This window comes from Solihabitans fulvus, from assembly GCF_008386585.1.
Lineage (GTDB): Bacteria > Actinomycetota > Actinomycetes > Mycobacteriales > Pseudonocardiaceae > Solihabitans > Solihabitans fulvus.
Genome location: NZ_VUOB01000131.1, coordinates 1 through 18030 on the forward strand (window position 1 = coordinate 1; position 18030 = coordinate 18030).

General features: G+C 66.3%; 11 protein-coding genes, 1 tRNA gene and 2 pseudogenes. 2 read left to right on the forward strand and 12 right to left on the reverse strand.

The annotated features are described in order from the left end of the window. Positions 1–119: 119 nt before the first annotated feature. Both F0L68_RS40615 and F0L68_RS40620 read left to right on the forward strand, forming a co-directional pair. Positions 120–440, forward strand: a pseudogene (locus F0L68_RS40615) (YnfA family protein); the annotation flags it as partial. A gap of 131 nt (positions 441–571) precedes the next feature. Further along, positions 572–645, forward strand: a tRNA-Leu gene (locus tag F0L68_RS40620). 221 nt (positions 646–866) lie between these two features. Here F0L68_RS40620 and F0L68_RS40625 read toward each other — a convergent pair. The 12 genes and pseudogenes from F0L68_RS40625 to F0L68_RS40680 form a co-directional block, all read right to left on the reverse strand. Beyond that, a pseudogene (locus F0L68_RS40625) lies at positions 867–2195 on the reverse strand (tyrosine-type recombinase/integrase); the annotation flags it as partial. A gap of 665 nt (positions 2196–2860) precedes the next feature. Beyond that, complete coding sequence (locus tag F0L68_RS44995; protein WP_223199589.1) at positions 2861–3148, reverse strand: type I-E CRISPR-associated endoribonuclease Cas2; 288 nt, start codon at positions 3146–3148, stop codon at positions 2861–2863. A gap of 55 nt (positions 3149–3203) precedes the next feature. Next, entirely contained in the window at positions 3204–3407 is a 204-nt protein-coding gene (locus tag F0L68_RS40635) for a hypothetical protein (protein ID WP_149855252.1), read from the reverse strand. 441 nt (positions 3408–3848) lie between these two features. Beyond that, complete coding sequence (gene cas6e / locus F0L68_RS40640; protein ID WP_149855253.1) at positions 3849–4517, reverse strand: type I-E CRISPR-associated protein Cas6/Cse3/CasE; 669 nt, start codon at positions 4515–4517, stop codon at positions 3849–3851. Further along, positions 4508–5233 carry a type I-E CRISPR-associated protein Cas5/CasD gene (cas5e, locus tag F0L68_RS40645; protein WP_223199590.1) on the reverse strand — a complete coding sequence of 242 codons (726 nt, stop codon included), beginning with the start codon at positions 5231–5233 and terminating at the stop codon, positions 4508–4510. Before cas5e ends, cas6e begins: the two co-directional genes overlap by 10 nt. After that, the gene (cas7e, locus tag F0L68_RS40650; RefSeq protein WP_149855254.1) at positions 5230–6432 is read right to left on the reverse strand and encodes a type I-E CRISPR-associated protein Cas7/Cse4/CasC; all 1203 of its coding nucleotides are present in this window, start codon (positions 6430–6432) and stop codon (positions 5230–5232) included. The genes cas5e and cas7e overlap by 4 nt, the downstream gene beginning before the upstream one ends. 20 nt (positions 6433–6452) lie before the next feature. After that, on the reverse strand, positions 6453–7046 hold the full coding sequence (gene casB, locus F0L68_RS40655) for a type I-E CRISPR-associated protein Cse2/CasB (protein WP_149855255.1): 594 nt from the start codon (positions 7044–7046) through the stop codon (positions 6453–6455). Further along, entirely contained in the window at positions 7043–8656 is a 1614-nt protein-coding gene (casA, locus tag F0L68_RS40660) for a type I-E CRISPR-associated protein Cse1/CasA (protein ID WP_149855256.1), read from the reverse strand. Before casA ends, casB begins: the two co-directional genes overlap by 4 nt. Further along, positions 8650–9015, reverse strand: a complete 366-nt coding sequence (locus F0L68_RS40665; RefSeq protein WP_149855257.1) for a hypothetical protein — start codon at positions 9013–9015, stop codon at positions 8650–8652. The genes casA and F0L68_RS40665 overlap by 7 nt, the downstream gene beginning before the upstream one ends. Next, a complete protein-coding gene (gene cas3, locus F0L68_RS40670; protein ID WP_149855258.1) occupies positions 9012–11396 on the reverse strand; it encodes a CRISPR-associated helicase Cas3' in 2385 nt (794 codons plus the stop codon). Before cas3 ends, F0L68_RS40665 begins: the two co-directional genes overlap by 4 nt. A 1413-nt stretch (positions 11397–12809) precedes the next feature. Beyond that, the gene (gene mobF / locus F0L68_RS40675; protein ID WP_223199591.1) at positions 12810–16844 is read right to left on the reverse strand and encodes a MobF family relaxase; all 4035 of its coding nucleotides are present in this window, start codon (positions 16842–16844) and stop codon (positions 12810–12812) included. A 619-nt stretch (positions 16845–17463) separates the two neighbouring features. Then, entirely contained in the window at positions 17464–17838 is a 375-nt protein-coding gene (locus F0L68_RS40680; protein WP_149855260.1) for a hypothetical protein, read from the reverse strand. Between the last annotated feature and the right edge of the window lie 192 nt (positions 17839–18030).

An 18030-nucleotide genomic window follows, 5' to 3' on the forward strand; every position in this document is an offset into this window, starting at 1 on the left:
GTTTGGAGAGAAATCTTCGAGCTCCAACGGGCCATTGTCGTATATGCGTCAATGGGCGCCGAACCAAACCACCCCTACTGACGCTGCGGACCTGATTCCCCCGAGCCTAGGCTGATGCCATGGCTCTCCGTTCCGTCCTGCTGTTCCTGTTGGCCGCGCTGACCGAGATCGGTGGAGCGTGGCTGATCTGGCAGGGCGTGCGCGAACACCGCGGCATGCTGTGGATGGGAGCTGGCGTCATCGCCCTGGGGATCTACGGCTTCGTAGCCACCCTGCAACCGGACGCACACTTCGGGCGCATCCTCGCGGCCTACGGAGGAGTTTTCGTCGCCGGCTCACTCCTCTGGGGCGTTGTCGTGGACGGCTATCGCCCGGACCGCTGGGACATCCTCGGCGCGATCGTCTGCCTCCTCGGCGTAGGCATCATCATCCTCGGCCCCAACCGCCCCACGTCATTGGCCGACCCCGCCCCGACAATCGTCACGGAACACCAGGCGCCCCGAACCTCCAACACCGAATGACCGGGGTACGCGAACTCCCCAAACCAAGGTCGCGTACAGTGTGTTGGCCAGCCCCCGTAGCCCAATCGGCAGAGGCAGCGGACTCAAAATCCGTCCAGTGTGCGTTCGAGTCGCACCGGGGGCACGCTTCTTCACCCACCTGACCTGCGACTTCTTCGCAGCGTCATCTCCAGTCGCTTCCTTGTTGATCTCTGGTGTGCCCGAGGTGTGCCCGGGAGTTCTGGAGGAAGATCGCGGGACCACCTTCGCGGCGCTCTCGGCGGCGTCCGCCGCCAGCTGCGGCGGCACGCTGGTGTAGGTGTCTGCAGTGAAGGCATAGGTGGCGTGGCCCAGCATCTCCTGCACCACTTTCATGTCGACGCCGGCCACCAACGCCAATGTCGCAGCCCCGTGCCGGAGGTCGTGCAGTCGAATCGGCGGCAGGCCGGCCTGGGCGACCAGGTCCTGGAAGTGGTTGGACACGTGGTTCGGGTTCAGCGGGGCGCCGAGCTCACCGGTGAAAATGAGGCCCGAATCCTGCCAGATCTCCCCGAGTTCGAGCTGCCGTTCCCGCTGCCGCTCGCGATGGGCGTCGAGAACCTCGCAGGTGTTCTCGTCCAGTGCGAGGAGCCGCGCGCCGGCGTCGGACTTCGGTGTGTCGAGGAAGATCTCGGTGCCGAGCTTGACGACCTGCCACGCAACTCGGAGGGTCCGAGCCTTGCGGTTCAGGTCGCTCCAATGCGCGCCGCATGCCTCACCTCGGCGCGGGCCGCGGTAGGCGATGAGGTGGTAGAGGGGATACAGCGGATCGTCCTCAATGTGGTCGAGGAACTCTCCGGTCTGCTCCGGAGTCCAGACCATCACCGCGGAGGGTGTCTCGCCCGTCGTTCGCCACCGTTCCACCCGCTCCTCGGTCCACACCAGCGCCTTTGGGGGCTTCCCGGAGGGGAGCTCCACGTACATGGCAGGGTTGTAGGTGATTTTCGCCGGTGGCCGGCATGCCGCGTTGAGTGCGGCTCGGAGCGTGGCTCTGATGCGTTGTTTGGTCGCCGGTCCGGTGATGCGTTCGCCTTTGACCAGTGTGCGCAGCTCTCTGTTGCCGGAGTGTCGGCATTTCTGAATGAAGTCGTTTCGCTCGTCGATCGCGTCGAACATCTCCTGCACGTGGCCGACATTGAGACGGTCCAAGCGTATCCCGCCCAGGCTCGGCTCGAGATAGAGGCGGATATGTGACGCGTAGCCGCGCCAGGTGCTCTTCTTGATCTTTCGCTTGGTGGCCAGCCATTGGGTGAGCCATGTGCCGGTGGTGAGTCGATCCGTGTACGGGTCGCCGGTCTGGAGTTGTCTTCGAATACTTTCCTGGGTTGGGAGCTTTTCCCCGCGCTTCGTGACGTCCTGGAGCACGGCGGCGACCTGTCGGAGGGCATCGGCGTCGTCCTGGTCAGGGATGGCGAGCAGGCTGTGCACCTGGTTCAGCTCGTCCTGGGCGTCATCTTGTGAGCCAAAGCTGCCGCGGCGGAGCATCTGCCGCTTGCCGTGTTCGTCGCCAGGCAGTTCGAGGCGGTAGTGCCACGCGCCATGGTTGGGATGCCAAGCGCCATCACTTCGCCGTAGTTTCGGGCAGGAAGCGCCCAGTTTCTTCCCTGAGGCAGGGTCCTGGCACCCGCATCGCTTGTATGTGGATCCTTTATTCATTGTCTAGCTTCCTTGTCTCCAGTTGCGTTAGGTTGTATTCTACGGTCAGTTCAAGTGCTCGTTAGAGTGAAAAGTGACGTGGCGGTGCCGATAGATGAATACTGAAAGGGCCTTTAACGGGTTGAGTGATGCCGTGTGGCACCGTGGCGTATCGAAATATTCCGCGTGTGACGGTCAATCGATAGCCCAGTCGGTAGTGCACTCTTCTACGCTGCCAACTGAGATCAGATCGGTGTAGCGGTGAGCCAACATCCCCGCTCGCGTGGGGCCCGAGCTGGCAGCCCCAGAGATCGACGACTGGGCCCAGGAACATCCCCGCTCGCGCGGGGCCGAGGACTCGAAGCGCCGCTGGATCTCCGACACCGTAGGAACATCCCCGCTCGCGCGGGGCCGGGCCGGTGCTGGTGGTGCTGGCCGACGTGCTGGAGGGAACATTCCCGCTCGCGCGGGGCCGAGATCCACTTGACGTTGGCGAGGATGTCGGTGATCGGAACATCCCACGCTCGCGCGGGGGCCGAGGCGACGACCTGGGTCGAGCCGTCCACGCCGGCCGGAACATCCCCGCTCGCGCGGGGCCGAGAGCCGCCGCTGCCACAGGTAGACCTCGGAGAACGGAACATCCCCGCTCGCGCGGGGCCGAGGCTTCGCGACCTGCGTTGTTAGTATCAGAAACGGTGTTTCTCATTCACTGTGTGCGATGGGCCTTGTTGTTGGTACGGCACTGTGACGAGCTTAGCGATCTGCGAAGTCGAGCTGAGAGCACGAGTCCGTCGTAGTCCACGGGATACCAGCGGTCCGGCTCTGCGGTGCGGACTGTCCAGCCTGCTCGTTGTTGGCGGGCTCGACCATGACCGCCTGTCATCATGCACTCGCTCCGATAGCAACTCCCAAATGCGTTCCCGGACACGGCGGTTCGGCGTACCCACGAACACGTCGGCGGAGACCTCGACCATCCAGCGGTCAGGTGCCCGCGTAGTCCTTCAGCGACGGCGATGAGCAGGATGACCGTCACCAGTCCACCTTCTGCGGCAGGGCGTCTGCGAACTCCGGGCCGATCACGACAACGTGCTCCCCGTCGGAGCTGTCGGGGTCCAGTGACCAGTTGACGGCACCGGGCAAAGAATCCCGGTCCACGTCCCACAGCTCGTAAGGGTCGAGGTCGAAGGCGAGCAGGACGGTCAACTCGGCCTTGCAGAGGTCCGCGACGTCCATAACGAACGAAGTCGCCGAGCCGGTGTGCACGAACCCCAGGCCGGGACTGGCCCCACCTCGACGATCGCCGCATGGCAGACGTCATACAACGCGGAGTTTGCCGCCGACAGGTCCGGTTGACATCATCTCCCGTGGCGAGGGCGTCTCCGGCCTTGTACTCCCGGCGCTTCCGGACCACTCCACTGCGTTCGGAGTGCTGCGGGTAATCCTTCTTCACGCGGGTGCTTTCGCGCCCGCGTAGCTGCCGCACGTTCAGCGCCGAGACGTCTTGGCAGGGAAACCGCATCGCGTACATCCGGCGCGCGACGTTGAGGCGTTCAGCGCTGCGCGTGACAGGCCAGGCTTGGCGCAACAGCAGGTGGACGCCTCAACCGGCCCCAGTCCACTGGCCTGCGCCAGGGGCTTCCTGTTGTCAGACTCAGCATACGGGTCTCTACTCGGTCAGCTGTTGTGTGGTGGGGCGACGGTCAGCAGACCGCAACCGTAGGCCCTGGCGCGCCCGATGCCCGTGACGACGGCGTCGGTGAAGGCCTGCGCGTCCGTGATGATCAGATGCCCGTCGAAGCGCACCGCGCCGATGGTGATCGGTTTGGTGCCGCCTTTGTCGCCAGTCATGTTGGGGACGGGAGAGGGTGCGACGTCGGGTTTGCCGTCGCGCCCGGTGGGGATGACGAAGCCGTGGCGTTCGCCCTTGCCGATGAGCCAGTTGATCTGGCTTTCGGCGCTGCGGTGGGCGACGCGCCTGCTAGCGCCGCGGAGTTCGGGCGGGCGGATGTCCTGGGTTGCGTTGGCGAGTATGCGGAACAGGAGCTTGCGACCGGGCGCAATGGCGTCCAGAACCGGTTGCAGGGGGCGGACTTCGGCGGGCGTGGCGAGGTAGCCGGGAGGAAGGCGGGTCCAGTCCGGGATGGTGTGGCTCTGGGTGTACTGGATGTAGCCGCTGTGGGTGGGGTCCAGGCGCCACAGGACACCGTGGGCTTGCCGCGCGGGAATGCCGGCGTCGACGGCGGGGTAGGCGGACATGACGGTGCGGTGCATGTCGTGGATGTTGGCGAAGTCGCGACGGAACTCGCGGGACCTGACGTTGACGTTGAGTTTGGTCAAGAACACGAGGGTTCTCCTGCGGTGATCATGTCGTGTGTCAGTGGCGTGATGCCGTTGAGGACTGTGCGGGTGCTGAACCTGCGGTTGCCTTCGCTGAAGCTGACGGGATGGTCGGAGCGGACTTCGGCACCGGGAGTGCCTGGAGAGCAGTCGATGATGGTGCGCAACGGGGCCCGGTCCTGTTTGAGCCGTTCGGTAGCGCGGACGTCCCTGTCGGTTTCCAGCCATGGGTGGGTCGTGATGACGTCAGCGGCGGCTTGGTCGGTAAGACCCGTGCAGGTGCGTAGGGGCCGGGCGGGGACGAAGGCCCGGCGCCCGAAGAACAGCGGCCACTGTGGTTGGTCGATCTTCTGCTCGAGGCGGTGAAGTAGCTGCGGGTCACCCTCCAGGACGACCAGGAACAGGGCATCGGCTAGGTAGTAGCGTTCGCTGACCACGGTGCGGTGCCCAGCCCCCATGGTGGTGGGGACGTTCTGGACCGTGTGGAAATCGCGTTCGAGGATGCCCTCCCGGTCCACGCGCACCGCCAGGCGCATCGCGGCAAGCTCGGCGACGGTCTCGTCGTTGTCACGAGGGACACCGAGCGCGGCGGCGAGAAGCCCGGTGACTCCGGACTTGGTGGGCTCGGTTGTGGTGTCTCGGATGATCCCCCGCGAGCGGGTTCCCCAGGACTGCAGCGGACTGTCGAAGCACAGAGCCAGCGAGGTCGGCACGGTGGTCACGCCTTGACAGCGGTGAGCAAGCGGCCGGTGAACTGGTCCAAACCGGAGACAGTGTCTGAGGCGGTGAGATGAGGCAGGTCGCCGCTGACCGAAGCACCGGCTACTGCGCGGAGCTGGCTGTCGCCATAGAAGTCGCGCAGTTGACCGAAATGGCGGGTGAGACGTTCACTGGAAGCCGCCATGAGGTCGGTGTCGGTGACCGGCTTCAAGAACGCGTTGGCCAGGTTCCACGCGCCGGCCTCGCGGACAACACCCAGCAGCGTGTCGGGCATGGTGCGGGCGGCCATGGAGTTCTGCTTGCCGCTGGGCACGGCGTGGATGAACGAGTGCAGCCACGCGTGGGTGGCGCGGTCGGCCAGGTCCGTGTCTCCGCCCAGGTTGTGGACGAGCTGGGCGAGGTCGAGGTTGGCGTAACGGTAGTAGCAGGCGGAGTTGAAGTCGACAGTGCCGATCATGTCCGCGCCGGACTCCGCGTCGGGCTTGAGGTCGTCGACTGCGGTGTAGAAGTCGAACTCGTTGATCACGGCGTGGGTGGAGATCGCGTGGGCGACCTGGGAGGCGGCGTTGACGTTGAAGTCCTTGTTGTCGGCGATCATTCGTCCGAACAAGGCGACGTCGGCGGCTCGCTCGGCGTTGAGAATCCGCTTGGCCTCCTCGATCGTGGCCTTGTCTGGCTTGATCTTGACCTGTTTGGCGGGCTTGGCCGGTGTGGTGCCTCCCTTCGCGGTGTCCTTGCCGGCGGCCTTCGCGGCCGCTTCCTTGGCTGCCTTCTCGGCGGCTGCTTTCGCGGTGGCCTTGGCCTCGAGGGCGTCCCAGTTGTTCTGGCAGTACACGGTGAGACGGTCGATGGCTTCGCGGCCGACGAACAACAGGTACTGGGTCAGACCCTTGGACGGGTCGACGCCGAATCCGAGCGTTTCCAGGGCGACCACAACGACACCTGGCGCGGTGTCTCTGTCTCGGCCGGCTCGTGCGAGTGCGGTGGCGGTGTTCTCGACCAGTCGTTTGGTTCGCACGCCGGTCTCGGACTTGTCCAGGCCGTGTTCGTTGAACAGCAGGCGGGCCGACCGCTTGAGGGATTGGCTGGAGATCCGGCCGCGGGTATGGCCGCCGAAGGTCGCCGTCTTGGGCTGGCCGACGTCGTCGCGGTTGAGGTTGCTGACCGGGAAGGACTGAAGCAGGTGCAGTTCGAGGATCACAAAGTTCTCCCTGGGATAGGTCACACGTCGACGGGGGACTGCTCGGCGGGTTCGTCAGTTCGGGCGGCCTGAGATGTGGGTGGGCGGTGGAACTCGCGGGCCCAGCGCAGCCGCACCCGGTGCGCCTCGTCCTCGCGGTAGCGGTCGCCAAGCAGCACGACCAGGTCCTGCAAAAGTTGGTCGAAGTCCACGGAGATCTCGTTGGCCGCCAGGAGCCGGAGGGTCTGGCGCAGGTGGTGAGCCAGCGCGTCGCGGTCGCGTCCGAGGAGCTGCGTGAAGCGCCTGGTCGCTGCCGAGCCGCGGGTGGCCTCCAGCTCTCCCATCGAGCCGCCCAGCGAACTGCGGCGTGTTGGCCCGCGTCGAGACTGAGGGTGCAGCGCGAACAGTCCTCCCACCAGTAGCCACACCTCCTGCTCGCTCTGCGGTGGATCGTGAGGGAAGACGTACTCGTAGGCCTCGGCCTCCTGCCGTGGTCCGGAGAACATCCGCCGCAGCCGGGCCAACGCCTGCCGCGACTCGCTCGCCCGTTTCGTGTTGCCTGAGCCGAGTCCGTTGTGGAGGCCGTAGAGATAGCTGACGAATCTGCGGCGCCGGTCGCCGAGAGCGTCTGTCATTCCTGTTGGTCCTCTCTCGTGATGTAATTGCGCACCTCGCGGTGGAAGGTGCTCACCAGCCGGTCCAGGCGACGCAGGAAGTCTCCGTGATGCTTGCCGAGCATCAGCAAGTTTCGCTCCACCGCTGGTACCCCTTCGGCCCACCGGTCCGCTGCCTGCTGCGCCGTGCGTTCGATCTCCTTGGCCCAAATGGCCACCGCGTCCGTCTCGGGGATCGCCTCAGCGCGTGCCCGCCCCAACTCCCGCAGAAAAGTCGCGAAGGTTCGGTCCAGTGGCGGCCAGTAGGCGAGGTCGAGGCCGGACGTCGGTTCGGCGCGCTGATCCTTGAGATAGTCGCGTTCCATGTTGCGCAGGGCGGCTCCGGCGTCGTCGGCCAACGCGATGGCGGTGCCGATCAGCGCGCCGAGCGACTGGTCCTCGGCGCGCAGCAGCGAGACCGGAGCCGGGACCTGTTCCTCCAGGTAGGCCTCGACGACTGCCGCGTTCTTGTCCAGCTGCTGTCCGAACACGCGCAGCGTGTACACCGCGTCGCGGGGAATGATCTGATGCGCCGCCAACGTCGCGATCTGTTCCAGAGCCCGCGGTCGCAGCCGTGATCGGCCCTCCTGCCAGACATCGGTCAGCAGCAATTCGACGCTGTGCCGCCAGACCCCGCGCAGCGGGCTCAACCGCACGGGCAGCATCGGCGCGTCCGCCTTCGGCTTGCCGTTTGCGGCCACCGGCTGACGGAAGGCCGCCATCTTCTCCTCGTCGACCGGCTTTCCCTTGAACCGCACCCCCGGCGTGAGTGTCACGCCGTCCACCACCGGGTTGCCGTCGACAACGCCACGCGACAACAGGATTCTCCTGGAGGGCCAGGTCAACACGTCGGTCCAGCCTCGCCCCACTCGGCTGTCCGGCTGTGGCATCGGTGCGATCGGCTCCTCCCACGCCGGCCGGTCCTCCGCGTACGTCATGAACGGCTCCGCGTACTTCGGCGCATAGATCAGTGCGTTGAGTAGGAGGGTCTCTTTCAGCGTGGCGCCTTCCACGAGCACGACGCCCAGCAGATTGCAGGGTGCTCGTTCGGACGATTTGTCTTTCTCGTAGGGGGTTTTCATGCCACCTGGGTCGAACGCGTGCGCGGTGACGAGCCATCGCGCGGACTCGGCCTGGCTGAGGACGATCTTGTCGGTCGCCGTGGTGTGGTCAAACAGCGTCACGTTGTTGCCCACGGCTCGATGCGGCACGAGTTTCGCCGCTGTCGACGGCGCCAGGCCCTTCAACGCGGGGCACTGCAGGAACGGCTGCACGGGATCGAACAAGTCGAAGCGGTCGCGTTTGTCGGCGACATAGTTGTCCACCGGCGCGCGGGGCAGTTGCGGTGCTGACCACAACGTGGCCCACGCTTGCTCGCTGGATGGTCCGTAGCTGCGATGTAGGAACGCCAGTACCAGTCGGTGTAGGGCTGCGGTCATCGGTGGAGTGTCGCCGACTATTCGTCTGATCCTGTGTGCGTCGTGCAGCAACCCGATCAGTCCGACCTCGCACCGTTCCCCCCGCAGGTCGATCACGGGGATCCATGGTTGTGTCAACAGGTCGAACGCCGGTGTCGGTTCGGCGGTCACCATTCATCACGGACGTGCACGCCCGACTTCCGGTCGTGGACAAGGACATGATCACCGATGCGGCACTGGCCATCGAGGAACACCAACGCCCTGTGCTCCCGCAACCACGGGCTGCTGATGAACGCTGCCGGAGCGGGCGTGCCGTGCAGAGTGGACACGACATCGTGCGGCACGCCGTCCGGTGCCGACAGCACCGTGCTAGATGCCACAAGCTCATCCAACGTCACCGCGTCGACCGTGTCCGAGGACAGGTCCACCGATGCTGTTCCTTGCGTTGGCATCACGAGGTCTGTTTCAGGAATCGCGTGGAGCACAACAACATCCACGCCTGACTCGGTGAGATCGTAGTCGTCATCGATCATCGTTTTCGACGTCCGCTCCGAGTCCACGTTGGACTCTTTGGCTGTGTTGACAGTTGCTGCAACCCGACCGAGCCGCTCGGTCCCGCTGGCATCGGCAGGTACACGGTCCGCGCCTGACTCTGACGTCGGCGCACGAGCTCGCGATGGGTGACCTGGGCCTTGTGCCACGCTTTCTCCCAGCCTGGCGGACAGTTGACCGCGTCGTCGGGTCCGTACACCTGGTCGATCAGCGTCGGAACCTCATCGGGACAGCAGATCTCCTGCCTGTTCTGTAGCACCGCCCATGTCCGCATCAGCACGTAGGGGGAGTAGACGGTGTGCAACCCGCGGGGGAAGGCCGGCCCGTCCGAACCGTGGACTACTCCAGTGATCCCCAACACCAGGTTGCCCCGTCCCTCGCGGGTATGCCGATGCACGCGGCCGACGCGCTGGATCAACAGGTCGATCGGTGCAAGGTCACTGAGCATGACGTCGAAGTCCAGATCCAGGCTCTGCTCCAACACCTGGGTGCCGACGACGATCGAGTGGGGGCGGTTGCCCTTAGGGCCGAACGACTTCGCCAGCCAAGCTTCTCGCTCGTACCGATCGGCGTTGGTCATCTGCCCGTGCAGAAGCCGCACTGCGATGCCCCGCCCGGTCAGGTCCTTGTCCAGCGATCGGAACGTCTCCTCCGCGCGACGGACCATATTGTGGACGACTGCGGCGCACCCGCCCTCGCCCACCCGGTCCAGCAGCCATCCCACGACCTGGTCGGGCGGAACGGGGCCAACCATCTGCACTCGACGATCCCTGTTGAGTGGCGAGGTCTTGGCACCCAGCACCACGGGTGCGTCTCGGCCGACGACCGTGACCCGCGGGTAATGGTCAGATCCGGTCACCTGCTCTGCCGGGGTGTCGTCCGGAAGGCGGCCCAGCAGTCCGGCCTGCCACGCAGCGGTCAGTTCGCGTCGGCGACGCGTCGGCAGGGTCGCGGACAGCAGCACCACTGACACGCCCAACCGCCCCAGCCACATCAGGAGCCGATCCAGCAGAGCTGACAGGTGGATGTCGTAAGAGTGGATCTCGTCGAAGACGACGACCTTGTTCGACAACGCCGCCAGCCGCACGAACATGTGGCCGGACCGGATCGCCGCCCGTGCGGCCTGGTCCACGGTGCCTACTCCGAGGTTGGTCAGCAGGCTCTTCTTCCTGGTGAACCACTCACGGGCGGCGACGTCGCAGTCCTCGGGATCGTCCTGGCCGATGTCGGATGGTTCGGTGGTTCGTTGTGCCAGGAATTCTCTTGCACCGGAGTGGATCAATCGCACCGTAGTGCGGTCTTGTAGCGTCGTCAGTAGCTTCTCGACCTCGCCCAGCACTTGGTTGCTGGTCGCTTTGGTCGGCATTCCCACGTACACCCCGGCGAGCTTGAGGCGGCGTACCAGAGTGGCCGAGACCTGCAACGCGGCCTTCGTCTTGCCTTCGCCGGTCGGAGCCTCCACCACCACCAGCGTCGGCGACTCGAGTCCCGCCGTGAGCTCCTCCACCACCACCTGCACGTGATATGCCTCCTCCACGTCCGGGTACAGCGCGGAGAAGCTCGTGTCCGCCGGGGGCACCCAGCGCTCCAACCCTGCCTTCTCGATCGCCTGACCGACGCGCAACCGAGCGCTTTGTACGTAGGTGGGCAGATCGAGTGGCTCCTGCGGCGTGTTGTAGTTCGTCCTGTCCGAGGCGATCCAGTCGCTGACCGAGGTCAAAGCGGCCAACCCGATCGCGGCTCCGATGTCGAACCGCACGTCCGCCCAGGGTAGAGACCGGGGGTCGGGAAGACCCAGCGCGGTTGCCAGATCGATGACCATGGCCTCCCTCCATGCCGCCCATCTGGATCCCCCATGGTTGTTCTTCTCGTTCCGAGCCTGATCAATCTGGCCGAAGCTGGGGAAATACCCGTGGTGTCCACCCAATGCCACAGCGATCTCGCCGGCGACAGCCACGTCCGCACCCCAGGACTCCAGCATGGTCATGACGTGCAGGGCGGTGATCAGGCCGTGAGGCGTGTCCAGGCGGCGGATTCCCCGCTGTCGTTCCACGAAACGCACGTCGTCAGTAGCGGTCGGTCCGAACCTCGCGGCGGCCAGATCCGACCGCAGCCCCTGGAAGCCGGGGGAGTATTTGCCGAGGTCGTGGATGCCGCATAACAACGCGATCCACCCATCAGCGTCCCCCAGTGGGAGGAAGGCGGTCCGCAACTCTGCGAGGCAACGCGGACCCAGTAGCAGTGAAGCCAACGTTCTGGCCACCACCGCTGTGTCGACCTGATGGCAAACCAGGGGATGCGGTGGCTTGTCGCTCGAGGATTTTCCCCAAGCCGCTCCTACAGGAGGAATTCCTTCGGTCACTTCTACCTTCCGTGATCACCGGCTGCGGCGAGGTTGGCACGAGACCAGATATGTAAGCAGAGGGGCTGAGTGGAGATTTCATCGACCCCTCGTGGACGCTCAAGCTGAAGCGGATTTGGCTATATGTCCAGGTTCTGTAGATGCTGTTCTCTGGATTATTTTTAATTATCTACAGTGTAGTAGGGCTAGTTAGTGCGAGATTGCAATATTGCAGGTCTCTGAAGCTGGTGGCTGGTCTCTATTTCTCTGGTTCATGAAGAGGGTAGTCCGGAGGAGTTTGGAGTCTGGCATGCGGAAGTAGCGTCGAGAGGTGATTCTCAGTGGCCAGACTGGAGTTGTGGGTTGGCCGTGCAGAGCGACGACTGTGGCATAGCCGTCCGGGTGGAAACACTCTCGCTCGCGCGGGGTCGAGTCCTGCACCGCATAGGCGGCCGGCGGCACCACCGCAACATCCCCGCTCGCGCAGGGCCGAGCAGTCGCTGGTCGGCTGGCCGGCGAACCTCGACGGAACATCCCCGCGCGAGCGGGGAAGACGACGACCCGGCCGGGGATCCGCTGTATGAGCTGGGAATACCCCCCGCTCGAGCAGGCAAGACCTCGGCTGGCTCTCGGTCCCCGGGGCGCGCCTGGGAACATTCCTGCTCGCGTGGGGAAGACACGCGGCGGCGACGATGGTGATCTCGCCAGCCGGAACACCTCCGCCTGCGCGGAGAGGACCACACGCACGTGGCTCGCGGATCATGGTGTCTCGGAACACCTCCACGTGCGTGGAGATCAGAGGCCGATCGCCTCGATCTCGTCGCACACCTGCGAACCACCTCCACGTGCGCGGAGATCAGTTCCAGTAGATCCTCGGCATGAAGAGATGGGTCGAACCACCTCCACGTGCGTGGTGATCAGTCCCACAGGGTCGTGTCGGCGACGATGCCGCGCGAACCACCTCCACGTGCGTGGAGATCAGCTGGACCCGCGACGCGGTCCCGTCGTACTGCTCGAACCACCTCCGCCTGCGCGGAGAGGGCGGCACCTGTACCCTGGCACGGCGGCCGACCGGCGGAACACCTCCGCTCGCGCGGGGAAGACCGCAGTACCAGGTCCTGCGGCGGCCACCGCGTGGGAACACCCCCGCTCGCGCGGGGCAGAGCCAGCGGTTGCGATGCGTGCGATGTGGGCGCGCGGAACACCCCCGCTCGCGCGGGGCCGAGGATTTGTGATCTGCCTTAACGCTATTCGAAACGGTGTTTCTCATTCACTGTAGTCTGAGTGTGACGTGTGGCGTGTGATGCGATCCGATCCGATGGTGTGCCTCATCGTGCGCCACCGGTTGGAAGAGGTGCTGTTCAGGGTCGCGTGGCTGTCGCCTGCGACGGGAGGCCTCAACAGTCAGGCGTTGCGTCGCTTCCCTTGTGATGGTCAATATCCAGTGCCCTGATGATGGCTGGTGTGGTGGTCGAGCGCGTCGGCGTCCTCGTAGTCGTCCGGTGTGTCGGTGTGGTGCCGTTGCCGGGGGGCAGTGCGACGGTCGAGCCGTTCGTGGTTGTTGACCTGTTCGTAGAGCTGGTGGATGCGGAGTTCGGTGGTCGCGCTGTCGGGAGTGTTTCTGGCAGTCGTGATGTGTTCCCACATGGTGGTGATCTGTCGCCAGGCAGGGGCTTGGGGTGTGGTATCGGCAGGTTCGGGCCCGAGTGGTTGGTCGGGTGAGGTGGTCGTGATGTGGAAGGTTTCGCGGTAGGCGGCGGCCAGTCCGATGAGTCGGTCCCAGCGTGCCGCTGAGTGGTGGTCGGTTGGTCGGGTGTCGAGGGTGGCCGCCCATGGGGGCTGGGTGTGGACGACGTGCTCAACGAGTTCGGTTGTGCGTGTGGCGATGGTGGTGTTCGTCGCCGTGAGGTAATGGTCGAGGTCGGTAGTGGGGTCGAGGGCTGCGAGGTTGTGGCGGGCCATCCACGGCAGCGCGAGGTTCTCGCTGAGGCGCTCGTCGTGTTGGGCGGCGAGGACTGCGGAGGCTGCCGCGCGGTGTGCGGGCACGGGACCATTGGTCGGCTGAGTCGCAACGTCGAGGGCGGCGTGGTTGATGGCGGTGTCGGCGTCGACCGCGTCGAGGCTGCCTGCCGCGCCGTGTTGACAGACTGTTGCCCATCGGTCGTCGTGGACGTCGAGCCCGGGGTTGTGCTTGGTGACGATGGCCCGCCAACGCTGTGCCTCCTCCGTGGTGGGATTGGCGATGCGGGCCGGTGGGCGGTACGCAGCGGTGTGGCGTTGGACGCGGTGGATGAGGACGGCGGCGGGATCCTGGGCGTCGAGGAAGTCGTGTACGGCCACGAGCATGGGGATGAGGCGTTCGGCTTGCCAGCCGATGCTGTCGATAGTGCGCATGGTCTGCAGCAACGCAGGTAGTGCGTCGGCGTCGAGCGCAGCGGGGAGGTGTTGGGAGAGCAGGTTCTTGTATCGCTGGGTGGAGGCGAGGTCGGCGGCGTGGTTGTAGCGGGGCACGAGAGTGGCCAGAGACTCTTCTTCGTGGAGGGCGGCGCGGAGTTGTTCGGTGGCGGAGGCTTCGGTGCCGGGTCGGTTGAGGATGCCGGTGAGTACTCCTCGGGCGGTGACTTCGTCTGGGGTTTCCTGGTGGGAGTCGGCGACGTGGTGAGTGGTGACCACGTACATCCGGTTCTCGCCTTGGGCTCGGGTGATGGTGGGGTAGAACTGTTCGCGGGTCATCCCGGGTGGGATGACGGTGTGGGCGCGGTGGGCGACGGTCATGCCCTGGACGCGATGGATGGTGGCGGCGTAGGCGAGTTCGACATGCGTGCGGACGTACCTGGCGGGCAGGGTGGCGCGGGCGCCGTGGGTGCGGTGTTGGACACGGAGTTCGCCGTCGCGGCTGACTGTGAGGACGTCCCAGGTGTCGCCGTTCTTGACGAAGTCCTTGCCGCGCAGGACGGTGAGGGTGCGGTCGTTGTGGCGGGTGACGATCCAGTCGTGTCGGCCGGCGCGGGTGCCGTCGTGCAGGGCGACGTCGCGGTGGGTGTCGATGTCGCCTCGGGCGGCGCGTTGCGCGCGGGCTTGCAGGTTCAACGCGACGACGTCGTCGAGCGCGGGCGCGATGAGCAGCGACTGGAGTCCGGCGTCGAGGTCGGCCCGCCACGCTTGTTGGGCGGCGTCACGCATCGTTTCGATGGACCCTCCCTCGACCCATCCCTTGCGTAGGTAGTACTTGAGCCCGTGCGGGTGGCCTTCGCGGATCTGGAGGGATGCGGTGGCTTGGTCGGAGTCGGTGAACCGGACGACCTCGTGCAGTCGTAGCGCGCCGACATCCTGCGCGATGAGACGGATCGCGCCGCCGGCTTCGACGGCGGCCAGCTGCTGGTCGTCGCCGACCAGGCGGACGTCGGCGCCTTGGTCGAGGACGTGGTGGATGACGGTGTGCAGGGTGTGGGTGCCCGACATCGCGGCCTCGTCGATGATGACGACGTCACCTTGTCGGAACCCGAAGGACCGTTGAGCGGTGCCGTGGAACAGCGCGGTGGGGACTTGGTGCAGGGTGTGGGGTCGGGCGCCGATCGCGGCGGCGAGTTCTTGGGCGGCGCGGGCGGAGGGCGCGAACGCGAACACGCGTCCGCCCTGGGCGCGCCAGGCGTCGGCGAACACCCGCATCGCCGTGGTCTTGCCGGTGCCGGCGGGTGCGAGGGCGAGCTGGACGCGGCGGCCAGAAGCGGCGAACTCGGCGACCAGACGCTGCTGGGCGGGGTTGAGGTGGACGCCGCGCCGGGCGCTGGCATCCAGGGCCACCGCGACGGTGGCCAGGTCGACCCGGTGTCCTCCGGTGCGTTGGGCCGCGGCGACGAGGGCGGCTTCTTCGCGCAGGGTGGTGTGGGTGGTGTAGCGGGTGGCGTTGTGTTGGGTGAACACCGACTCGCCGTCGCGGCGACGCAGCGCGGCCGGCTCGGCGACCAGCGTTGGAGCTTGCAGGGTGACGGTGTCCTCGGCGTCGAGGATCGCTTGGACCACCGAGGTCACGGCGGCGGCGTGGGTATCGGGGGCGAGGGGGAGGTGGGCGGTTTGGCGGTGGGCTTCGGCTTCCAGGTTCCACCGGGTGAACGTGGCGCGGTGGTCGCTGACGACGTGCCGGGTGCGTTCCGCCAATTCGGCGACATTCACCTCGGCGGCGTCAGCGACACGGCCGGCGAGGACGTCGTGACCGAGTTGTTCGCGGGCGGTGGCGCCGATGGTCTCGTCGGCGAAGGCTCGCCACCGGGCGCGGTGTTGGGCCAGCGTGCGGGGCGCGGTCTTGGCTGTACGGGTGCCGTACTGGGCCCGGCGACCGAGTTCGAGGAGTTCGCGGGGGTTGGGTTCGTGGCCGTGCCGATTCCGGAACGCGACGATGCCGGCGGCGCGGGCGGCGTCGACCTGTGCGGAGCGTCGGGAGAACGCGACGATCAGCTCGGTGGGCACGCCGGCCAGCTCCCACACCGGGCGGGTGATGTCGATGCCGTTGGTGGGGCGTTGGATCCAGGTGGCGCCGGCGTCGCGGAGGTGGTCGCGGAGTCGGGAGTTGTAGTACTCGCTGATGGTGACGGTGGCAGCGAGGATGCTGCGGCCGTCCAGGCTGGTCCACTCTCCGGCGTCGTTCTGCACTTTGGTGCTGATGGGGACGTGGGTGTGCAGGTGGGGGTCGCCGGTGCGGGAGTCCCAGTGTTCGAACTGGGCGGCGGTGATGCCGCGGACGTCGACCTGGGCGATCCCTGCGGAGCCTTTGCGGGTGAACGCGGCGTTGGTTTCGAGGTAGCGCAGCGCGTCGGTCACGGACTCGCGGTGGGCGGTGGCGATGGTGTCTGCGGTGGCGCGGTCGGCTAACGCCCAGGCGACCGACACGCTCTTGGGTGGCGCGAACACGGCCTCGTAGCCGGCGACGGCGGAGCGCAGCTCGCGCTTCTGCTCGGCCAGCCACCGCGCCAGCTCGGCGGCGTCGGCGGGCGCCTGTCCTTGGTGCGCGTCGGTGAAGGCGGTCTCGGTGACGGTGCGTCGGATCGTCGCGCGGACATCGTCAGGCAGGGGCGCGTTGTCGGGGCGACCGGTCGCACGGTTGTGGTCCTTGTACGCCTGTGCGACGCGCCTACGGAGCGTGTCTTCGCCGCCGTACTGGGGGAAGCGGTAGCCGAGTTTGGTGGCGGTCAACGCTTTCTCGGGACTGGTGCCGGCCGCGAGCAGGTCCGCCTCGATGCTGTCGGCCAGTGGGTGTCGGCCTTCGCCGAACAGTGCCATCATCTGTGCGGCGGTGACTTCTCCTGTCACGCCAAGCTGTTCCGCGCCGGTGCCGAACCACTGGCCGGGTGGGTAGCCGTGGGCGAGGTAGTAGTCGGCGAGGGATTCGCCGGGTTCGAGCGGGTGGTCGTGGCAGGCGACGGTGCCGGTCAGGTACTCGTACCCGCCTGGTGTGAGTTTCCGCAGCGCCATCACGAAAGTCACGGTGGGCCGGTTCGCACTCACAGTGCAAGAGGTGCTGCGTAGTGGGACCGGTGTGGGTGACAGGCCGGTGTGGACGGTGCAGGCAGGGGTAGCGGTGCGGGTCGGGTGTGGGGTGCGGTGTGGAGTCTCGAGCTGGAAGTGGATGCATGGTTGGGTGTTGGCGGCGTATGGTGGTGGTGAGGGTGAAGGTGGCTGCCATGAACCGGGAGTGGTGATGGTGGCTCACAAGGAGAACAGCGCGCGGCGGCCGCGGAAGTCCACGGCGGTGTCGCAGCGGTTGGAGCGTATGCGCCGGCGGAAGCTGGCCCAGGATTCCTCGGCCCGTGAACGTGATCAACGGTTGGACGCGGCGTTGGCCGTGTTCGCCGAAGCCGAGGAAGTCATCGCGGTTCTGCGTCAGCAGCTCGCGGACAAACTCTCCACACTGGACAGTCAGATTCGACGTGCACGCCTCGCGACCGAGGTGAGTGTCGGGGCGGTGCGGGCGCGTCAGGCTGGGGCGTTGCGGGCGATGCGTGGCGATGGGCGTTCGGTCGGTCAGATCGCCGAGTTGGTGGAACTGCCGGCCACGGTCGTTGGCCGGATCATGCGCCTCCGCACGGGTACTTCACCGGCGGCGGGTAGGGACGGACAGGATGTTCGTGCCGTACGCCCGGTGGTGGAGGTAGTTGGCGAGGCCGCCGAGCAGGATGAGGGCGCCGACGGTGGTGGAATCCGCGTTGGCACCGCCGATGACCGCCAAGGGCATCGTCGCGGCACCGCCTATGAGGATCCAGCGCCAAGCGAGATTCGTGCGGGTGACCAACTTACCCAACGCGGCCAGGACGATGCCGAGCATCGCGAGGGCGAGGGTGGTGCTGGGCCAGTGGTCGGGTAGGTGTCCGGTCAGGATCTCGCCTGCGCCGACGAACGTGACGGTCCAGTAGACGCCGACGCCGCAGGCGACAATGGGGGCACGAAGACGGGAACCTCGTGTGCGCATGGTGACCTCCATGGGTGTTCCGGTGTGGCGTGCACGATCGGGTCCTTCACACGCGGGTGCCGGGCCGGGCGAGGCCCGACCCGGCACCCGCTGGCTGTTAGGAGCCAACGGCTTCGAGGGTGGACTGGTCGGTGGCCTTCTGCTTGGGCGGGTTCTTGGTGACCGCGGCCCTCTCTGTCAGTCTTGGGTGAG

Excerpts from the sequence above, each read along its gene's own strand:
- F0L68_RS44995 (WP_223199589.1), bottom strand. The coding sequence starts at position 3,148 with ATGGTCGAGGTCTCCGCCGACGTGTTCGTGGGTACGCCGAACCGCCGT.
- casA (WP_149855256.1), bottom strand. The coding sequence starts at position 8,656 with ATGGTGACCGCCGAACCGACACCGGCGTTCGACCTGTTGACACAACCA.
- F0L68_RS40635 (WP_149855252.1), bottom strand. The coding sequence starts at position 3,407 with ATGGACGTCGCGGACCTCTGCAAGGCCGAGTTGACCGTCCTGCTCGCC.
- casB (WP_149855255.1), bottom strand. The coding sequence starts at position 7,046 with ATGACAGACGCTCTCGGCGACCGGCGCCGCAGATTCGTCAGCTATCTC.
- F0L68_RS40665 (WP_149855257.1), bottom strand. The coding sequence starts at position 9,015 with ATGATCGATGACGACTACGATCTCACCGAGTCAGGCGTGGATGTTGTT.
- F0L68_RS40680 (WP_149855260.1), bottom strand. The coding sequence starts at position 17,838 with ATGCGCACACGAGGTTCCCGTCTTCGTGCCCCCATTGTCGCCTGCGGC.
- mobF (WP_223199591.1), bottom strand. The coding sequence starts at position 16,844 with ATGGCGCTGCGGAAACTCACACCAGGCGGGTACGAGTACCTGACCGGC.